This is a genomic window from Shewanella sp. K8 (genome assembly GCF_028823715.1).
Taxonomy (GTDB): domain Bacteria; phylum Pseudomonadota; class Gammaproteobacteria; order Enterobacterales; family Shewanellaceae; genus Shewanella; species Shewanella algae.
Window position 1 is genome coordinate 17,159 of sequence record NZ_JAPEHY010000011.1, and the last position, 14,406, is coordinate 31,564.

At 53.6% G+C, this 14,406-nt stretch carries 11 protein-coding genes; 5 read left to right on the top strand and 6 right to left on the bottom strand.

Annotation, left to right across the window (positions count from 1 at the left end):
• The first annotated feature begins 1 nt into the window (after position 1).
• The 3 genes from fdxH to fdhE are packed head-to-tail and all read left to right on the top strand — an operon-like array spanning position 2 to position 2,429.
• Entirely contained in the window at positions 2 to 907 is a 906-nt protein-coding gene (gene fdxH / locus ON072_RS07875; protein ID WP_274626016.1) for a formate dehydrogenase subunit beta, read from the top strand.
• Positions 904 to 1,527 (top strand): formate dehydrogenase subunit gamma, encoded by a 624-nt coding sequence (locus ON072_RS07880; RefSeq protein WP_028781091.1) that lies wholly within the window; start codon positions 904 to 906, stop codon positions 1,525 to 1,527. The genes fdxH and ON072_RS07880 overlap by 4 nt, the downstream gene beginning before the upstream one ends.
• 2 nt (positions 1,528 to 1,529) lie before the next feature.
• Complete coding sequence (gene fdhE / locus ON072_RS07885) at positions 1,530 to 2,429, top strand: formate dehydrogenase accessory protein FdhE (protein ID WP_208185135.1); 900 nt, start codon at positions 1,530 to 1,532, stop codon at positions 2,427 to 2,429.
• A 149-nt stretch (positions 2,430 to 2,578) separates the two neighbouring features.
• On the opposite strand, the gene ON072_RS07890 is transcribed toward fdhE, so the two are convergent.
• The 4 genes from ON072_RS07890 to ON072_RS07905 all read right to left on the bottom strand — a co-directional run bounded on the left by ON072_RS07890 (position 2,579) and on the right by ON072_RS07905 (position 8,824).
• Positions 2,579 to 3,124 (bottom strand): hypothetical protein, encoded by a 546-nt coding sequence (locus ON072_RS07890; protein ID WP_274626017.1) that lies wholly within the window; start codon positions 3,122 to 3,124, stop codon positions 2,579 to 2,581.
• A gap of 39 nt (positions 3,125 to 3,163) precedes the next feature.
• Positions 3,164 to 3,991 (bottom strand): hypothetical protein, encoded by an 828-nt coding sequence (locus ON072_RS07895; RefSeq protein WP_025011282.1) that lies wholly within the window; start codon positions 3,989 to 3,991, stop codon positions 3,164 to 3,166.
• 1 nt (position 3,992) lies between these two features.
• Positions 3,993 to 8,216 carry an ankyrin repeat domain-containing protein gene (locus tag ON072_RS07900; protein ID WP_274626018.1) on the bottom strand — a complete coding sequence of 1,408 codons (4,224 nt, stop codon included), beginning with the start codon at positions 8,214 to 8,216 and terminating at the stop codon, positions 3,993 to 3,995.
• Positions 8,217 to 8,359: 143 nt separating this feature from the next.
• Positions 8,360 to 8,824 (bottom strand): hypothetical protein, encoded by a 465-nt coding sequence (locus ON072_RS07905; protein WP_096141968.1) that lies wholly within the window; start codon positions 8,822 to 8,824, stop codon positions 8,360 to 8,362.
• Positions 8,825 to 9,106: 282 nt separating this feature from the next.
• On the opposite strand from ON072_RS07905, the gene ON072_RS07910 reads away from it, so the two are divergent.
• On the top strand, positions 9,107 to 10,594 hold the full coding sequence (locus tag ON072_RS07910; RefSeq protein ID WP_274626019.1) for a DUF6892 domain-containing protein: 1,488 nt from the start codon (positions 9,107 to 9,109) through the stop codon (positions 10,592 to 10,594).
• Between the two features lie 57 nt (positions 10,595 to 10,651).
• On the opposite strand, the gene mgtE is transcribed toward ON072_RS07910, so the two are convergent.
• Together mgtE and ON072_RS07920 are read right to left on the bottom strand one after the other, a co-directional pair.
• Positions 10,652 to 12,007 (bottom strand): magnesium transporter, encoded by a 1,356-nt coding sequence (gene mgtE, locus ON072_RS07915; protein WP_144224929.1) that lies wholly within the window; start codon positions 12,005 to 12,007, stop codon positions 10,652 to 10,654.
• 22 nt (positions 12,008 to 12,029) lie between these two features.
• Complete coding sequence (locus ON072_RS07920) at positions 12,030 to 12,686, bottom strand: hypothetical protein (protein WP_144224928.1); 657 nt, start codon at positions 12,684 to 12,686, stop codon at positions 12,030 to 12,032.
• Positions 12,687 to 13,229: 543 nt separating this feature from the next.
• Here ON072_RS07920 and ON072_RS07925 point away from each other — a divergent pair.
• The gene (locus ON072_RS07925; RefSeq protein ID WP_052657933.1) at positions 13,230 to 14,282 is read left to right on the top strand and encodes an endonuclease/exonuclease/phosphatase family protein; all 1,053 of its coding nucleotides are present in this window, start codon (positions 13,230 to 13,232) and stop codon (positions 14,280 to 14,282) included.
• Positions 14,283 to 14,406: the final 124 nt, after the last annotated feature.

Below are 14,406 nucleotides of genomic sequence, written 5' to 3' on the forward strand. Positions count from 1 at the left end.
TATGGCTTCTCAGGATATTATTCGCCGCTCGGGTACCGCAGATATCACTCCGGCCGCTCATGCCCGCATCGGTGCGGTACAACAAGTGACCAAGCTGTTTGACGCGACCAAATGTACCGGCTGTAAGGCTTGTCAGGTTGCCTGTTCAGAGTGGAACGACCTGCGTGAAGACGTTGGTACTTTCCAGGGCAGTTACCAGAATCCTATGACTCTGTCTCCGGACAGCTGGAACATAATGCAATATCACGAAGTTGTGGATGACAACCAACTGCGTTGGCAGTTTACCCATACCGCCTGTATGCATTGTGCCGACCCGGCTTGTTTGAAAGCTTGCTCAACCGCCGGGGCCATAGTGCAGCATGCCAACGGCACAGTGGACTTTGATTCTGACAAGTGTATCGGCTGTGGTTATTGTGCCAGCGCTTGTCCATTCAATGTGCCCAAAGTGAGCGCAAAGGATAACAAGGCCTATAAGTGTACTCTGTGTTCAGACCGGATCGCCGTGGGTTTGGAGCCGTCATGCGTGAAGACCTGTACCACAGGGGCTCTGCGATTTGGAACCCGCGAAGACATGTTGTTCTACGCAGAAAAGCGGGTCGCACAGTTGAAAGAGCGGGGTTATGCCAACGCCGGCCTGTACAACCCTGAAGGGGTTGGCGGCAGTCACTACATGATGATTCTGCACAATATCAATAAGCCAGAAACCTATGGCATGCCGATAGAACCTCGGGTACCGGTTGCAACCGAAATCCGCCAGGACTGGTTGAAGCCTTTGGGCGCTGCCGGCCTGTTGGCCACAGCGGGTATTGCCTTGCTGCACAGGATTACCGTGGGTCGCAATATCGTTGAGGAAGATCAGCCCGGATATGCAGAGCCTGTCACCGAAGCAGAGGAGGAAAAACAATGAGTAACCAGCCGATGATTGTTCGTCATAAGCTCATTGACCGGATCTGCCATTGGGTCATTGTCTTTGTGGGCCTGGTCACCTTCCTGACCGGGTTTGCCTTCTTCTTTCCATCGTTTCAGTGGCTGAGTGGCATAGTGGGTACGCCACAACTGGCGAAAGTGATGCATCCCTTCTTTGGCATAGCTATGTGTGTGCTGCTGGCAGTGATGCTGCTGCGCTACTACAACCACAACAAATGGAACCGGTATGATCTGCCGTGGATGAAGGCCATTGTGTGGGTTTTGCTTCAGAAAGAGGAAAACATTCCTCCAGTTGGTCATTACAACCCTGGCCAAAAGATGTTGTTCCGCTCGTTTGTGGTTTTCGTGTTGGCGTTTATCGTCACCGGCTTCATGATGTGGCAGCCCTACTTTGCTCCTATGTTCTCTGCCGAAGCGGTGAACTGGGCCACCTTGATCCACTCGGCCTGCGGCATCCTGATGCTTATAGCCTTGGTGGTGCATGTATGGATGGCTTGTTGGATTGAAGGTTCTATCACTGGCATGTTGTACGGCAAAGTGTCGAAGGCCTGGGCCCGCAAACACCATCCGGCCATGTTGAACGAACACGAGGATAACTGACCATGAGTCTTGCCGGCGAGATCCCATCAAGTTTTACCGACAGCTCCCCTTTGGCTTTGAAAGTGCTGATCACGGCCGATCCCAAAGAGGTTTACCTACGCCGCGCGGAGCGCTTGGCCGAGCTTGCCAAGGATTCTTCGCTGGAAGATTATTTGGCGCTGTGTCGCTCCATGGTGTTGGTGCAGCATAAACTATGCGACACCCTAATGGGGCCGGCACCGGATATCGACACCGGCGCCACTATGCCACTGCGCGGGATCCAGAAAAATGGCTACTGGATAGCACTGTTGCAACAACTGCTCAGTGAACTGCTGGATACTGTGCCTACCAATGTGGCGCAAGTGATACGGCAGTTGATGCGTCAAACACCCGAGCAACTGCAACAGTGGGCAGGCAGCCTGTTGGATGGCCGATTCAGCCAGGTACCGGCAGAATACCGCTTGTTTTTGTGGGCTGCGTTATCTGTTTATTGGAGTCATTGGGCAGCGGCCGTAGCCAGCCGTATGGATACCACTGAGATTAAACAGCAATCCATGTGTCCTGTGTGTGGCAGCCATCCGGTAGCCAGTGTGGTGGTTGATAAACCCCGTGAAGGCCTGCGTTATTTGCACTGCAGTTTGTGTGAAACACAATGGCATTTTATTCGGGCGCATTGCAGCAGTTGCAATCAAGCAAAAGAGATGAGTTTGTGGTCGTTTGACAAATATCAGACGCCGGTTCGCATTGAAAGCTGCGATGATTGCCACGGCTACAGCAAGATGCTGTTTATGAACCTAGATCCCAGGATGGATGCGGTTGCGGACGATATTGCCTCTATGGCTTTGGATGCCAAGTTAAACGCAAAAGGCTTTCATGCTACTACGGTAAATCCGTTTTTGCTGGCAGATGAGCTCTCTGATTAGTTTGGTTATTGGTGTGAATGGCTAAAAACGCGAACTAAGCTCATAGCAACAAGGACAGCTCAGGGCTGAGACACAACAGCTCAGGGCTGTCCTTGTTTTTTTAGTTCTTGCTTTTTGACGCCTGCCGGCTCAGAAGGTTGTTTCCCTGCTCAGGGATGCTGCCGATGGAATTGATATCTGGCCTGATGGAACTCATCCGGGCTGTCCGGCGCTTCGCTCTCGCAGTAGTCGCTCAAGTGGGCTTGGCTCAGTTGCCATCCTGCCCGCTCGGCGATTTTCCGCAGTTCATCCAAGAGTGCTTCTTCCATGTCGAAATGCAATGCCTGCAGCATACTCGTGCCCCAGAGGCTGAAGCAGCCGTCATTGCTGTATTTGACCAGCGGGCTCTCGGCTATCGGGCGCTTGGCTTCACCGCGCCAGTAACCCAGGTACTCACCATCGGGCAGTTCGGCCACAAAGGCGATGTGCTTGCAGGTATCACTTATGGCTTTAACGTTGGCGGCTATTTCGGGGTCGGCCCAGTCATCTTCATTCAGGTAACTGGTATCCTCCCACGGCGCCCAATCTTCATCTTCAGGAAAGCGGACGAACAGCTCGCTTTCAAGCCAGTCTCGGCAATGTTTAAGCAGGAAGGCCAAATCTTCGGGGCAAGCTTCATTGCCCAGTCTGTGACTGGATATAAAGGTTGTAGGCATAGGTCCCTCTTGGTTGGTGTAAGTTATTGATGGTCAAATTCAATTTTCTTGGCGGTTTTGCGGCAGTGGCCTGAAGACCAGAGAGGGAAAGGCCCGGCTCAGAAGCTCGCTGTCCAAAGACAGCGTTTGGGGCACTATTCCCTGTGTTTCCGGCTGCAGCTTGCCAAACTTCCTTGGTCGATAAATTTTGAGGCAAGCCCGCGCCTCAAACAGTTGATATGGCGCCAGAGCCGAATTTAATTTGCGCTCCTTGAGGCCCAATTTGAGGCGGACATTGTCCCCGAGCCGCTCAGGCAGCAAGGTCGGCGCCAACTCGCTTGCCAAGTTGGCTTGCCGCTCCTTGGGTATCAAATAAGCACAGCAATCTGGGTTATCCAGCAGTAGACGGGTCAAGCGTTGCAGCCAAGGTGTCAGGGTCTCGCTCCCTTCCGGTGGCATCACCAGCAAGAGTTGCTGCTGGTGGAGCTCGTTGGCGCGAAGATGACGAAACAGCCACAGTGGGCCGCCGAGCAGATCGGACAGCTCTTTGAGCCTCGCCCGCTCGGCTTGGGCCTGCTGCCGCTGTTTTGCCCGCGCCTGCGACAAGCGCTCAACCGATATCTCTTCGCGTTTAAGCTGGTACAGATTCAGGTATTCACCCAGAGTTTGGCTGTAGAGCTCCAGATTGTAGCGCCCCTTACGGGGCACCAACTCGCCGCCGACAGAAAAGGGGCGGCAGTCACTCACTCTGAGGTCGGCGCCGAAATGGCGCCGACAAATCCAGGTGGCTTTGAGCCCTGCCAGTTTGGCCGGCAAGTAGTAGCGTGCAACTACCGGTAGGCTAAGCAACATCAGCAGGGCATACAGCAGCCAGTTGATGGCCTTCAAGTCAGGCCTCGGTCGGTAGATGCTGGCGTACGGCCATTACCTGTTGCATGAAGCTCTGCTCTGTGTGGAACAGTTGCCGCAGCAGTTGACGGAAGTTTTTCACCAGCTCATGTTTGACCCCGGGTTCATCCTCAAGCACCACCCGGAAGTAGTTGCCTATGGCCTCAAAGGAGATGAGATCTGTCTGTTCGCCAAATTGGTTTTGGCAGATGGCCTGGATGATCCTGCTCCAGTCTTCGGCGTTCATCTCCAGTGGCAGCAGGCTTTGCACGCTGGCGGCTAGCTGTTTCATCGTGGTCGAGTTCAGCTTGAAGATCACGTTAACAAAACCGAAGTTGGCCATGATCTGGTACAGATCGCGAAGATCCAATGGTACGGCCTCATCAGGGGCTTGTGCAGAATCTTCCGTGGTCTTGTCCTCGGCTGAAGTTGCGGCGCTGGCGGCTTGCCATTCAATCTTATGCTGTACTTCCTCGAGGGCGCCCAGCACAGCTCTCGGGGTGGCAAACAGTTCTCGGAACAACTGCCCCAAGGCCTGCATCTGAGTCAGGCTTGATACCTTGGCGGGCTCTACCTCGAAGACACATAGACCTTCATCATCCTTGGCCTGCAGCGCTTGCGCCAGCTCAGGTGCTCTTTGATTGAACACGGCACAGATAAAGCGTTGCCAGTTGACGGGGTTATTCATATTGGCACCAGGGCACTGGGCCTCGATGGCCGCGCCCAGGGCGCGGGTTTCCTCAAATGCCAGATCCAGACTAACGCTGATACCCTGCAAGGTAACCGATTGGCGGATGATGCGACGGAATTTGAGCCGGGTTTCGTTATCTTTAAAGGTAAGACTTGGCTCAATTTCGGCCCCCGGCGCCTGAGGTGTTTGGGATGGCTGTGGTTTTGGCTGCTGAAGCTCCGCCAGTTTGGCCGCTGCCTGCGCCGGGCAAACCGGTGGCCGCATGGCTTCAAGGTCTGCAATCGCCGAGACTATGACGTCATCACCATAGTAACGGGCAATGATTTGCAGATATTGTCTGGCCTTTTCACCATGCATCAACAGAAAGCCCAATGGATTCATGCCATCGGCATCCGGGGTTTGCGGTTTGACAAAGCCTATGCTGCCCGAGGATTCTGACTTGAGATTAGGATCCAGCATCCAGGGATCGGCCCCGAGCTCCAGCAAGCACTCGAAGATCCCGGGGCGATCGGCGAAGGCGGCCTCGAGCAAGGGATGGCTGCGCCCGGGCGTCAGTTGATTGATCTTGGCTCCCTGTTGCACCAGTTGAGTGACCAGCCCCTTCTTGCTGGCTTCGACAGAAGAGTGGGCATCGTAACAGTACTGGCTGGTGATGGCCGCCAGCAGTGGGGTGTCGCCCAAAGGCGAGACGGCATTGATATTGGCCCCGCGGCTCAACAAAAGGTCGATACAGGATTGAATACCAAAGGTGCAGGCCGTCATCAGCGGCGTTGCCCTGGAGTCGGGATCCGGATCCAGTACCTCTATGTCCATTCCGAGATCCAACAGGGCAGCCACAGTCTTGGCGCGATCGATTGGATTGATGTCCGAATAGTTGGACAAACATTTATGCATGGCATTGGAATGATCGAAGCCGCCGACATGATGAATGTCAGCACCGTGCTCGGCAAACCAGCGCAGCAGTTCCGAGCGTCCCGGCATGGCGGCGGCAAAGATCAGGTTATTGCCCAGATTGTTGACTTCATGGATGTTGAATCCGGTTCTTTGCCACAGATAGCGGACAAACTTGAGACTGGTTTCTTCGTTGATAATAGAATGATATCTCTGAACCGTGCTCATCACCCCGGATTCGTGGAACTGTCCCACGGGCACTGTCGGGTCGACACCATAGTCGATCAGCAGATCAAACATCGGGCGGCAGTATTCAAAGTCGTTTTCCGCATCGTAGAGAATGCAGGAGAAAATATGGGTGATATCCGGCTTGGTTGGCGTGCGCTCCACATCCAGAGAGTAGGGCTGATCCACAGCGGCTCCCGCCTCCAGCAGAATTTCCACCGCACTGAGATAGAGTTGTTTGTGTTGTTTGAGCTTGGCGTAGCGGAAACAGAGGAAATACAACAGGCTCCAACGACAGGCATCATTGCCATCAAAACAGAGGCGATCCAGATCCTGTTCGCGCTCTATCAGAAGCTGGAACAGTTCCAGGCCGTCCTCTTCAAGCTCCCACAGTACATCTTCGGTTAGCCAACGCACCTCGGTCCAGGCGCGGATAGTCGGGAAACGTTGCAACAGATATTGCGCCAAAGACCAGCGTTTTTTATGCAGTGCCAGGGTAATTGCCGTTGCTGGGGCTTTGTGGTTGCCGGAGAAGCTCTGATGCACATCGGCCAGTTCAAAATCCGGGAACAGGGCAACGATATCGCCCACAAGTTGTGGACTTTGCAGTGAGTGTACCGCCCAGGCGACCGCATCGGCCGGGATCTGGAATTGCTGTCTCAGCTGCAACAGGCGCCGTATTACAGGCTCGTTGCGGGTGCGTATCGCCAGCTCCAGCAGTGAACCTCCGTCATATTGCCGTTGCAGATCCAATCCCAGACGCAGCAAGAGTTCAAAAATGGCTTCGCGATCCTGAGAGGTTTCCTCCGGTTTGTTGGCGAAACAGTGGAAATAACCTGAGACCATCTCCTCTGTGACTTCAACCTGGGTATCACTCAAGGCAATTAAGGTTTCCAGCGTGGCCAGGTCACTGCAGTATTCGAACGCCCAGTTAAGGGTATTTGGGCTCAAGGGCGGCTGGAAACCTTCGCCCAGCATCTGCTGCACAAACTCATGATCTCTGCGAAGCAAGGCGATATCCAGAGCGGTCCATGCGGAATCTGTCTGCAGCAGGCTGCTGAGCCCTGCCTCCTGCAGCATGCTGAACATGGCACGCTTTTGTGCCGGGTTGGGCTTAACCCTGAGATGGCTTGGATAGAAATGGCTTACCCACATTTCATCATCCATACGGCAGTTTTCATTCACCGGCTCGCCGCGCAGAGCAAAGTTGGGGTTGATGCCACCTTGCAACAATACCTTGAGCAGTTCGAGCCTGGCCTGGCTGATAGTCAGAAACAGGGCACTGCGATTCTCAACTGGATCCACGGCGCCGTGGCGCAGCAACAGGGCGACTTCATCCAGTCTGTCCTGCTCCATGGAACACAAGGCATAAAGAGGCGTGCAGAAGAGTTCGGTGCCACCGGCCGTGGTGAAAGCGAATGCCTGGTTGACATCGGCGCCCTTGGCAATGGCCAACTCGGCAAATCGGCAGCGTTGGCTGGATGACAGGTTGGTGTGACACAGGATCGGGCCGATAACCGACTTGCCAGTGAAATCTGCTTGGGTTGTCAGATAACGCTCAACCTCGGCGGCATCGGCAGAAAACAGATCCAGGCTGTCATCCAGTACCAGACGGGACTGCAGCTTCTCCTTGTTCAGCAGCATGCGCGCCACTTCCGGCTGATGGTGGCTGATATCCGCTCCCAGTTCTACCAGGCGAGTCAGCAATAGGCGTTGACCATTCTTTATCGTCATCGCCAGCAAGGTGTTACCAGAGTAACGTCGCTCTAAGTCACAGTCGTATTGCTGTTCAGTTAACATATTGAAAATGGAGAGTATTTTCAGTTCTGGCATGGGAGAGTTGAACAGCTGAAACAGCAGTGAATCACAATATTCGCGCTCTTCACTGCCTTGATATTCAATGCCGTGAGACAGCAGTAACTGCACAGTTTGTTGCTCCAGCACCGGGTTACGACTGAAGCAGTGCCAGAAGAAACATTCATCATCCAAAAGCGGCAGTTGCTGTTCCAACACCGCCTTGACCATACGATAGTCACCGCGGCAGGTGGCCAATGACAAGAGGTTAAATTCACCCTGCCACAGTATATTGAGATTAACCTCTTGCTCGCTGAGCATCTGCACCATCTCTGCCGAGCGCAGCGCTCGTTGCAGCAGATGATTGGGTTTACGCTCTTTATCCAACAAGTGACGAATACCGGCGCCCAGTTTTAATAGGTGCTGGACGACTCTGTCAAACTTGGGATCGGCCTGTTCCAGCACAAAGTCCAGTGGCCTACATTGGCGAAGTCCGTCCTGAACCAGGCTGTGATCGACATTGTCTGTGCTGACAATTTGGCTGATAGCCACCAGATCCTGGTTGAGAATGTGATCCTTGAGCGCACCGCCTAAGCTGCGGCTGTCTTCCGTGAAATGTTCCATTGATTAGTCTCTTGATGTTGTAACTGCATCACCGCCTTGCGGGCGTGATTACACTAAAGGGTCTAAGTCCATTGATAAACCGGACAAAAGGGACAGCAAGTGTGAGAGATTGCCCCTATCACTAGCGCCATTTGGAGTCGTTTTTACTTTATGAACCTGGGGCTGTTATCACCGAAATCCATGATGGCCAGCTCGCTTTGGTTTGCTGCATCGTCAATGATTCGTTTGACCAGTGACAAACAGTCGCGAAAGCTCTGCTCTGCTTGGCCCAGACAGTTGTGGTGCACTATGGCGCCGTGGCTGAGTATGCCAAGGGCTGTGAGCCGGGTCTGAAACTCCCGGGCAAATGACTGTATCTGCCCGGCTTCATCGTCGCCGGATAAATACTCAAGCGCTAAGAAAAGCATTGAATCGCTGAGCTTTTCGACACATTCGGCGTCGAGCTCAAATTCAGTAATGAGTGTATTGAGTATCTCGATTGACGCGGCCACCTCAGTATTCAGCTGGATAATCAGCATATAAGGAGCGTCATAGTCGTCGAGTCGATTGAGATAGCGTTGTACTTCGTCGGTGGGTTGGGCGCTTTGCCACTGTGCAATACCTTGCATATATTTCCCTGTCATGGCGGCCTAGAGGCCTGTCCAGTGATTTATCCCGCTGAGCCTGCCTAGGTTGGGCTTGTCAGCGAAATGGCCGACGGGGATTATCCCACTCTCTTGCTTTACTGCAAAGTTTGCAAAGGTAAATCTTTGAGGTTGCCCATTGTTTACTCGATTTCCTCTGAAGCAGAGTTTTCCGGTAACATCTCGCAGTGACAGAGCCTGCCGATGCAGGCATCTGTGCCGTTATTTCGTCTTTTTCACACGAGTATGGGAGGTAGTGTGGTGCGCATGGAAGCAATAGAGGAAGGTTTCAAGTTAGTGGCCGAGGCCAAGTTCCGTAACAAGTCTGCTCTGGATAGAGCCAGAAAAATCTGGTCGGGGAACAATGTGAAGCCTTGCCTGGATAAGTTTGTTTTTCTCTTGAAAACGACTGATTGGAGCAATCAAGCTGAAGCCGAATTGTGTGCCAAGGTTGCCGTTGCCCTGTGCTCATCAAAAATATCCATTGCTTCAAGCATCATCTCTGCCAAATCCCCTGAGATTATCGCCGTTACCAATACTCTCCTGGACCGAGGGGAGTGTGAGCTTATCGCTGATCCCAAATCTAACTTCAGCTCGGTAGAGCTGGCCCTAACCCTGTGCCAGCTTTATTTCTATCATGGCTATGCTGACCCACAGACCCGCGCCTCGATAGCTCCGACTGTAGTAAAAATGCTGGAGTTGTACCCTAACCTTGATTGTTCCCTGGCGCTGGGGTGTATCTCCTGTCATCCGCAAGCCGAGAGCCTTTATGCGAGGGTGATATACGCCTGTATGCTCAATCGTGACATCTATAGACGTTGTCCTGCAATAGCCGATATTGCCAGAGATATGCTGGCGGCCGGTGAATACAAAGGCTTTTTGTATAAGCACTCTTTGAAAGTCTTTGAGAAAGTTATCTCCTTCAAAGAGAGCTGGGATGCATCTGAACTCGGCTATCTTATTGAACGTTTGCTCATTGAGCCTCTTGATGTGGAAATGCGCAGCCAGGCAGAGCTAATTGAATTGAATCATAGACTTGCCAAGGTGTTAAGGAGCAAGTCGGATAAAAAATATTATAAGCAACAGGCCGAGTATATTGAGCATCATTATCCGGAGTTTATTAGCCTCAATCGCCAGGAGGCAGTTCGCAAGTTGGCTGTGTCCAGGAAGTTTTATGATTTTGCTTGCCGAGTTGCCGGGCAATATGCTGCCATCAATGACAAGGCCAGACAGCTGTCTGAGCTACTGCTCGAGGCCAATCGCTTTGCCAAAGGCCCGAAAAAGTTTGCCCCCGCGTCAACTGTGGTGAATAGTTTTAAAGATTTCGGGTTGAAGTTGCTGGTTATTGAAGAACTTATGTATAGACAACACTCGCTTTCGCCCAAGTTTTCATTGGCGGAGTTTGCCGCAGAGTATTGTGGTGGCGAAATTGAGCGCAATGATGCCGGGGAGATACCACAGGTGATAGATTTTTATCAGGCGCTGGATATTGCCGATACGGAACTGGCAAAGGTAACCGAGCTCTATCAGGACGATGGTTTATCCGGTGGGGCTGAGGTCTATTACAATATCAATCCTTATTGGGATCCCGGATGCGGCGACAGCATATTGGCGGTGAAGGATATCGCGGCTGAAGACTTAAGCCTGCTTCCCAATCTTAAATTGATCACCACTACTGACCTTAACAACCTGAGCGCAGGTTTTATTGCGGCAGCCGAAAAACACGGCATTAAAGTTGTCGAAGAGTGGAGTTAAGCCGTTTGGGGATGGCACAACCTGGCTTGGTTTCAGCATAGGTTGTGCCAAGGTCAATTAACCACTGACAGGCGGAAAATCCAAAATAGCGGTGGCGACATTGAAGTAGACGATGACACCTATGATATCGGCTATCGAAGTCACCAGCGGCGCGCTGGCCGAGGCCGGATCCAACTTGAGCTTGCTCAGCAAGAAGGGCAGGGACATGCCTATCAGGCTGCCGATAATCACCACAAGTTGCATAGTCAGGGCGACCACCAGGGCGATATCACCGCCGCGCCAATAACCCAGGGTAAATACCGCAATGGCCATGGTGGCGCCCAGCAAGCCGGCTACAAATAGCTCTTTGGCCAGTAGCGACAGCCAGTCTTTGAGGACGACCTCCCCGGTGGCCAGCGCCCTGACCATCAAGGTGGCAGACTGCGAACCGGCGTTGCCACTGCTGCCGATGAGCAGTGGCAAGAAGAACACCAGGGCAACATAGGCTGTGATGGTATCTTCAAAGTAGGCGATCCCTGTGCCGGAAAACACATTACCGAACACCAGCAACACCAGCCAAAAGACTCGCTTACGATAGAGCATGCCAATGCTGGCTTCCTTGAAAGAGCATGCCAACTGCCCCACGGCGCCGTGTTTGCTGAATTCGGCATCGGCCTGGGCACTGGCCACATCCATGGCATCATCATAAGTGACTATGCCGACCAGTTGGTCGTTGCCGTTGACCACGGGCAGCGCCAGCAGATCATAGTGGGCTATCATCTGCGCCGCTTCTTCTTTGAAGGCTTCCGCTTCTATGGCAATGGTCTGCTCTTTCATAAAGTCTTTCACCAACGCCTTGGGCGGCGCGATGATGAGCTGACGCAGCGACACATTGCCTATCAGGCGTCCGCGCTCATCCACCACATAGGTCTGGTAAATGGTTTCCAGATCCGCTGCCACTTTCCTCAGGCTGTCTATGGCCTCTTCTGCGGTTTGATTGACCCGCAGCAGGGCATAGTCAGAGGTCATAATGGAGCCAACCTTGGAGTCATCATAGGCCGCCAGGGTACGCATGTCCTCGCGCTCCGCCTTGGCCAGTGTCGGCAGCAGCAGGGCCTGCTGCTCAATCTCCAACTCGTTGTAGAGGTCGGCGCGCTCGTCCGCCGCCATCTCCATGATAATTTTCCCAAGGGTTTGATGATCCAGTGCTTCCGCCAGCAGCTTTTGCTGCTGATGGGACAGATATCGCAGCAGCGCCGCCGCGGTTTTGGGCTGGCACAGGGTCAGTATTGAGGCCGTTTGCTGGCTGTCGAAAGCCGGCAGCACGGCGGCTATGTCCGCCGGGTGCAGCTCGGATGCCAGCATCTGCATCGCCTTGGCGTCTTTGTTGGCCAGAATAAGGTGCAGGTTGAGTATGATGTTGTTGCTGTTCATAGGTCATTCTCCCAATGAGCTATCAAGAAAAGAAAAATTGTATGCCGGCGCCAAATTGGCGGGCGCCACCGCCATACTGATTGCCATAACCCAATTGCCACTGCCAACGGGCGCTGGGTTGGTTTTGCCAGAGTAGCTGGTAGCCATAGTCGCCTTGGCCCAGATACTGGTTTTCGAACAGCAGGGTTTGCTGCTGAACTTTGAAGCCGGCTCCCAGGCCAAAAATCATCGCCGGGCCTTCACCCGACTCCAGGCTCAGCCCTAAGTTGTTGCGCACAAAGAAGCCTTGGGTGGCAATCGGCAGATCGCTACTGAACAGGGCGTGCCCCTGCCAGCCATCTCTGTGATGACGCCCCAGCTCCAGTGCCAGTGCCAGAGCCTGAGATAAGCCGTTTGTGGCCAGCGGTTGTTTGTAGCCGAGTTGCCAGCCGCGGCTCTCATGCCTGTCCCAGGGGGCATCCCGGTTGTCTGTTTGCAGTTCCAGCGCCAACTCGCCGCCAAAGACGGCTTGGTTGAGCCCCAGGGCAAAGCCGTTGTTGCCCGCTTGTCGTTGCCAGTCGACAGCGAGCTCTGTGGCAGCGGCAATATCGGGATCTTCCAGCAACTGAATGCCGGCATGCAGTTGTCCATGCCAGAGCAGGCCGCCCAGCAGCAGCGCATTGGTATATCTGAGTTTCATGCTTGTTCCTCCTGTGTGGGGGAACACTCAAGGTCGTAGATGGGGCAGCAAGGCTACCCGAAGCAAACCTGTGTTGGTGCAAGCGCATTAAGCTGACAGCCACAGGGGATCGCTGCGGTATGCTCGCGCATGCAAAGTTCAAAAGGTTTTTAATGGGGAGTAACGGAAAAGGGATTCTTTACTACGCTACTGCCAGGCCTGGCAGTAGTTTGCGAAGCTGCAGACTAGTGCCGGGCAAATAATCCTGTCTGACTGACAGGGCATCTACTGTCACCTATGTGTGTGTCCACAGTGGGTCTCCGTATGGTTAATTCAGCGGCGATTGTATGGTCGAAACCAAACAAGTCAAGCGGGAGATTGAAAAAGCCTGTCAAACAGGGTTTTTGAGTCACAAATAGCGGCGGTATGTTGTTTATTTGTTGGGCTATTGGGGTGGAAGGGGTAGCCGTAAGGTTGTTTTTTGGGCGCTATTGGACAAATCCCAGCAGCGGCTTAATATCAACACTATCACTCAGCAGAGTTACCGGAGCCGCAACGCTTTTCATGTCTTCCAATATCCGCATCGCCAGCCTGAATCTGTTCAACTTTGCCATGCCGCCGCTGGCGTTTCATGAGTTCAACAACATCTATACCCAAGGACAGTGGCAACAAAAGTGCGACTGGATAGCCCGCTGGCTGCAGCAGGCGCAGCCAGATCTGGTGGGTTGGCAGGAGGTATTCAGCCCCGAGCCGCTACGCGAATTGTGTCAGGCTGCCGGCCTTGCCCACTTTGCGCTGGTGGATTCGCCGGTCATAGAAGGCTTTATTGCCCGCAAGAGTGTGGTGGCTCTGGCAAGCCGTTTTCCGATTGTTTCCTTGGCGGCGGTAGCGCTGGATGCCGAACTGGCATTTTCACTGGGACTCAAGGATGAGTTTCAAAGCAGTCGTCAGATACTGAGAGCCACCTTGATGCTGCCTGGGATCGGCCACTGTGATACCTATGTGGTGCATTTCAAATCACCTCGCAACAAGTTGCCCAAGGGCGCAGTCGAGTTGCAAGGTGCCGCCGGGCTGCTTGCCGAGAGTGCGCTGGGACGGTGGTCAGCCGCTTTGCAGCGTGGCAGTGAGGCCATGTTGTTGTATCAGGCGATACTCAAGCGGCGCCGGCAAAGCGACAACGCTGTGGTGCTGATGGGGGATTTCAACGCCGGCATAGATTCCAGTGAACTCAAGGGCCTATTGGTGGGCGCCGGGCAGCTCTACAACGGGGATATTCGCGCTGCAGGCCTCCACGGCTTGCCTGATGAAAGGTTGAAACTGCAACTGGCACATTTTCAGCTGCTTGACGCCTGGCAGCTCTGGCGAGAAGTCTCTGAGCCAGCCTGCGGGCAAGTGACAGTGACTCGCCCCGTGACCCATTTTCACGGCTCTCAAGGCAGTGTGGTCGACTATCTGTTGTTGAGTCAGGAGTTTGATGCCCGTAGCCAGCATAGCCTGGCAGAAGTGGTGGATTATCGGGTTTATGACAAGCATCTGCTGCGGCCGCAGTTTGAGCAGGATGCACAGGCGAGCGACCATACACCAATACTGGCAGAAGTCCGTTTACGCCATCCCTGACGCTGCACTCAAGTGGGCTAATCAAACGGCCGAAAGTCCCAAAAACGCGCGAAAAAGTTGTCGAAAACTCCTGTGGTGAGCCGACTTTTAGGCTATTATTCGCCCCTTGAAAAGTCAGTCGGGT

Excerpts from the sequence above, each read along its gene's own strand:
- fdxH (WP_274626016.1), top strand. The coding sequence starts at position 2 with ATGGCTTCTCAGGATATTATTCGCCGCTCGGGTACCGCAGATATCACT.
- ON072_RS07880 (WP_028781091.1), top strand. The coding sequence starts at position 904 with ATGAGTAACCAGCCGATGATTGTTCGTCATAAGCTCATTGACCGGATC.
- fdhE (WP_208185135.1), top strand. The coding sequence starts at position 1,530 with ATGAGTCTTGCCGGCGAGATCCCATCAAGTTTTACCGACAGCTCCCCT.
- ON072_RS07890 (WP_274626017.1), bottom strand. The coding sequence starts at position 3,124 with ATGCCTACAACCTTTATATCCAGTCACAGACTGGGCAATGAAGCTTGC.
- ON072_RS07900 (WP_274626018.1), bottom strand. The coding sequence starts at position 8,216 with ATGGAACATTTCACGGAAGACAGCCGCAGCTTAGGCGGTGCGCTCAAG.
- ON072_RS07905 (WP_096141968.1), bottom strand. The coding sequence starts at position 8,824 with ATGCAAGGTATTGCACAGTGGCAAAGCGCCCAACCCACCGACGAAGTA.
- ON072_RS07910 (WP_274626019.1), top strand. The coding sequence starts at position 9,107 with ATGGAAGCAATAGAGGAAGGTTTCAAGTTAGTGGCCGAGGCCAAGTTC.
- mgtE (WP_144224929.1), bottom strand. The coding sequence starts at position 12,007 with ATGAACAGCAACAACATCATACTCAACCTGCACCTTATTCTGGCCAAC.
- ON072_RS07920 (WP_144224928.1), bottom strand. The coding sequence starts at position 12,686 with ATGAAACTCAGATATACCAATGCGCTGCTGCTGGGCGGCCTGCTCTGG.
- ON072_RS07925 (WP_052657933.1), top strand. The coding sequence starts at position 13,230 with ATGTCTTCCAATATCCGCATCGCCAGCCTGAATCTGTTCAACTTTGCC.